General features: G+C 52.2%; 5 protein-coding genes. All 5 read right to left on the reverse strand.

Features of this window, described 5'->3' with window-relative positions; translation table 11 throughout:
• Positions 1-714: 714 nt before the first annotated feature.
• From IM638_14210 to IM638_14230, 5 genes are read right to left on the reverse strand one after another with little or no spacing between them, the layout of a single operon-like run.
• Positions 715-1,920 (reverse strand): peptidoglycan DD-metalloendopeptidase family protein, encoded by a 1,206-nt coding sequence (locus IM638_14210; protein MCA6364187.1) that lies wholly within the window; start codon positions 1,918-1,920, stop codon positions 715-717.
• Between the two features lie 2 nt (positions 1,921-1,922).
• A complete protein-coding gene (locus IM638_14215; protein MCA6364188.1) occupies positions 1,923-2,534 on the reverse strand; it encodes a fumarylacetoacetate hydrolase family protein in 612 nt (203 codons plus the stop codon).
• A gap of 29 nt (positions 2,535-2,563) precedes the next feature.
• A complete protein-coding gene (locus tag IM638_14220; protein ID MCA6364189.1) occupies positions 2,564-2,941 on the reverse strand; it encodes a cytochrome c in 378 nt (125 codons plus the stop codon).
• The gene (locus IM638_14225) at positions 2,935-3,360 is read right to left on the reverse strand and encodes a cytochrome c (GenBank protein ID MCA6364190.1); all 426 of its coding nucleotides are present in this window, start codon (positions 3,358-3,360) and stop codon (positions 2,935-2,937) included. The genes IM638_14220 and IM638_14225 overlap by 7 nt, the downstream gene beginning before the upstream one ends.
• A 5-nt stretch (positions 3,361-3,365) precedes the next feature.
• Positions 3,366-3,845 (reverse strand): cytochrome c, encoded by a 480-nt coding sequence (locus tag IM638_14230; GenBank protein MCA6364191.1) that lies wholly within the window; start codon positions 3,843-3,845, stop codon positions 3,366-3,368.
• Positions 3,846-4,146: the final 301 nt, after the last annotated feature.

Raw genomic sequence — 4,146 nt, forward strand, 5'->3', positions numbered from 1 at the left:
GAGGCTGAGCATGTCGAAGCCGCAGTGTGCGTATGTTTCCCACGGAGGCTGAGCTTATCGAAGCCGCAGTGTGCGTATGTTTCCCACGGAGGCTGAGCTTATCGAAGCCGCAGTGTGCTTATGTTTCCCACGGAGGCTGAGCTTATCGAAGCCGCAGTGTGCTTATGTTTCCCACGGAGGCTGAGCATGTCGAAGCCGCAGTGTGTGTCTGTTTTCCACGGAGGCTTCGCTTGCCGCAGCCGCAGCAACTGAATACGGTGGTTTCGACAAGCTCAACCACCGGGCTTATTTCACTCCACGAAAAGTATTCTTTGCACTATGTCTGTCGAAGCCATAGTGCGTATGTTTCCCACGGAGGCTGAGTTTATCGAAGCCTCAGTGTGCGTATGTTTCCCACGGAGGCTGAGTTTATCGAAGCCGCAGTGTGCCGGTTTGCAAAAGCAATTATTCCAATTGTGTACTGTGCCAGACACAGGTATTTTGAAACACCAGACGGATTGAATCTCTAGCCCTGATTGTAGTGGAAATTGGTTAAAACAAAAACGGTCGTTTACCTCTACGAGGTCTTTAAGACCTCGTAGAGGGGATAGCCAATTAAGACCTCGTAGAGGGGATAGCCAATTTTTTTGTTTTAACCAATTGGAACGGAAAGCAGGAGCTACAGGTATTTCAAACCATTGCAGGTTCGCTCCAACTTATTTTTTCAGTTATCTCTTAAGGCAAAATCAGAATTTTTGTAAGGAGTGGTACGCGGTTATATAAATCGATGAGGTTATTGTTCTGGATGCTGATGCAGCCCCAGGTGAGATTTTGCTGATCGGTTCCGGGCCAGTTTCCGGCCCAGCCGTGTATGCCGATTCCGCCACCGAGCACTGTGGTTTTTAATGGTTCCTTACCGGCTTTGTTAGCAGCCACAATGCTGTTGTACTGTGCCTGCGTTATTTTCTTTTTGGCGAATGCAGCGGCGGCATCGTGGTTGTTTGGATAGTTAATGCGCATCCACGCTTTGCCGAGGTAGCTGGCATAGGTGCCGGTAAACGGACCAAGTGCTTTCTGAATGATTTTGTATTCGCCTTCGGGTGTGCGGTTGTCGCCCTGCTTTTGTTTGTGGCCGATGGGATCCTGCGCAAGTGCAATGCGGTATTCCTTTACTTCGCGGCCACGGGCAAAAAGTTTCATGCGGTAGCTGTGCTTTACGGCTACAAGCAAAGTGTCTTCGGCGGCGGGCACCAGCAGCTTGCGGTGTGCTTTGATAAACTCCGAAGGTTTTTCGTAATGTTTGAGCACCCAGTCGGCATTTTTGCCGTTATTGCTGGGCCAGTAGTCAACCGCAAAATCTTTCATGGCTGCTTTGCGGATTTCGAAATGCAGGTGAGCCGGATAGCTACCGCCGCCAGTGCCGATTGTACCAATTTTGCGGCCACGCTTTACTTCATTGCCTTTTTGGGCCAGGCGGCTTTCAAGATGCGCATACAGTGAATAGACGGTTTTTGGCTGCGCATTTTCTACGTAGCAATGTTCGATGAGGATGATATTGCCCCAGGGCTTGCCATAATCGGCCGAGGCAATGACACGTCCGTTTGCGGTTGCATACACGGGCTGGCCAAGGTCGGTATTACCGCCACCGTTGCCGTTCCAGTCTTCGCCGGTGTGTATGCCGAGGCTGTATGTTTCGGCGGTGTGTGTGGCAATGTACCAGCCGTTGTGTTTTTTTCCTTCGCTGTCGGTATAGCTTCCGCCGCCGTTGCGGTCGCCGAAAGGAAAATCAAAACCATCGGCCAGCAGCGGATCAAACAGTTTGTCGTATTCGCTGAGTGTGTCGGCCGGTGCCTGTGGTTTGTTTTGCTTTTGTGCATGTGCCTGTGGCGCATCGTTGCAGCAAAAAAGCAAAAGCAGCAGGGGCACACACAAACGAATCATGCTCAGCGGATTTCGAATTTGAGCATTTCTTCGTTACCGATATATGCGGTGAGCAGATCGCCGCGTTTTACCGGGCCCACTCCTTCGGGCGTGCCGGTAAAAATAAGGTCGCCGGTTTTGAGGGTGAAGTATTGCGATACATGCGCCACCAGTACATCGAAATTAAACAGCAGATCGCCGGTGTTTCCGCGCTGCACGGTTTGGCCGTTTACATCGAGATGAAAGCCGATGGCATTGAGGTCGCCAAGCGAAGTTTTGGGCACGAAACGGCCAACGGGTGCGGAGTGGTCGAAGGCTTTTGCTTTTTCCCACGGCAAACCTTTTGCTTTGCACTGCATCTGCACATCGCGCGCGGTAAAGTCAATGCCAATGCCAATTTCATCGTAATACCGTCCGGCAAATTCTGGCTGAATGTGTTTGCCTGCTTTGGAAATTTTCAGCACCAGTTCCACTTCGTGGTGCAGGTCGCTGGTAAAATCGGGATAGTAAAACGGGGCATTGTCGCGCAGCAGGGCGGTATCGGGTTTCAGAAAAACCACCGGTTCGGTAGGAACCGGGCTGTTCATTTCCTTGGCGTGTTCGGCGTAATTGCGGCCGATGCAGATGATTTTCATACGTATGCAAAAATAGCTGATCGCCGCAATTAACGGTTTACCGCGTCGATGTATTCGAAAATCTGATCAATCTGATCGTTGGTGAGTTTGGGAAACGCTGTCATGTTTTCGCGCTTGTATTCTACATACAGCCGTGTGGCATAGGCATCGCCGCTGGCAATTACTTCCTGCGCATTACGCACAAAGCGGTAGCGCCAGTCGCCGCCGGGCATGCGCTGTGTGGCGCCTTTAAGTCCTGGGCCTTTCTTTGGCTTATCGTCGGTGCGGTGGCACACGGCGCATTTGCGGAACAGTTTTTTGCCGGCTTCTTCGCGTTCGGTAAGCGCGGTACCGGCTGCTGATGCGCATAGAAATACAACGCCCAGCGACAGACTCAGCAATGCGACAACGATTTTATGTTTCACCATTTCGAAATATACTGCAAAAGATCGTCTATTTCTGCACGGCTGAGTTCGGGAAATGCCGGATGCGGCTGGTTATGCCAGTCGGCTTTGATTTTTACTGCATACGGTTCGCCCGCTGCCACCACCGAATCAGGGTTGCGGAACCAATGGTATTTCCAGTTGCCGGGCGGAATACGGTCAATTGCGCCCGGCATTACCCGGCACGAGCCACTGACACGATGGCACGACATACATTTCGATTCGTAAAGCAGTTGCGTAGCCGATTGGCGGTTAACTGCCTGAACGAGGCGGGAACTGTCGGGAGTAAGAAGTTTTTCGGGATGCGGTAAAAGCGTATCGTTGTTTGCAATACGCTCGTCATGCTGCTGCCGGAAGCAACCGGCAGCAGACACAACGAGGTAAAGGAGAAACAGTTTTTTCATCCGGCTTATTCGCCCGCATCGGCGTAGTCTAAGATAGCATCAATATCTTCATTACTCAACGTGGGAAATGCAGTCATCACAGCATTGTTCCATTTTGCTTTAATGGCAGTTGCATAGGCATCGCCCGAAGCGGCAAGAGCGGCCGAGTTGCGCACCCAGTTGTATTTCCACTCGCCGCCGGGAATACGGGTAAGCACGCCTTTGAGTCCGGGTCCGGTGCCATTTTTCTCCGATGCATAGTGGCACGACGAGCAGTTTGCCTTAAACAAGGCTTTGCCTTTGCTGTTTACCGGCGCTTTTGTGGCGGCAACAGGTGGCGGTGCGGTTACTTTCGGCTGAGCTGTATCGCCGCTGGCAATACGTTCTTCGTACTGATTGGGCATACATTTGGAAGGTGCCCAAAGCATAAGAAGAATGGCGGCAAAACCGAGGAGAAGATCCCAGGGATGATAGTTTTTTCCGGATGTTTTTTGGGTGGTGTTCATATTGAGTTGGAATTAGTGTTTTAGCAGATTTCCTTCGGGAAACAGAGGGAACGGTGGCTTCGACAAGCTCAGCCACCGCGACAAGCTCAGCCACCGCGACAAGCTCAGCCACCGGGGAAACAGAGGGAACGGTGGCTTCGACAAGCTCAGCCACCGGGGAAACAGAGGGAACGGTGGCTTCGACAAGCTCAGCCACCGCGACAGGCTCAGCCACCGCGACAGGCTCAGCCACCGCGACAAGCTCAGCCACCGGGGAAACAGAGGGAACGGTGGCTTCGACAAGCTCAGCCACCGGGGAAAC

This window comes from Bacteroidota bacterium (assembly GCA_020402865.1).
Lineage (GTDB): Bacteria > Bacteroidota > Bacteroidia > Palsa-965 > Palsa-965.

What these genes read in the sequence shown, in the direction of transcription:
- IM638_14210 (MCA6364187.1), bottom strand. Translation starts at nt 1,920, where the DNA reads ATGATTCGTTTGTGTGTGCCCCTGCTGCTTTTGCTTTTTTGCTGCAAC.
- IM638_14215 (MCA6364188.1), bottom strand. Translation starts at nt 2,534, where the DNA reads ATGAAAATCATCTGCATCGGCCGCAATTACGCCGAACACGCCAAGGAA.
- IM638_14220 (MCA6364189.1), bottom strand. Translation starts at nt 2,941, where the DNA reads ATGGTGAAACATAAAATCGTTGTCGCATTGCTGAGTCTGTCGCTGGGC.
- IM638_14225 (MCA6364190.1), bottom strand. Translation starts at nt 3,360, where the DNA reads ATGAAAAAACTGTTTCTCCTTTACCTCGTTGTGTCTGCTGCCGGTTGC.
- IM638_14230 (MCA6364191.1), bottom strand. Translation starts at nt 3,845, where the DNA reads ATGAACACCACCCAAAAAACATCCGGAAAAAACTATCATCCCTGGGAT.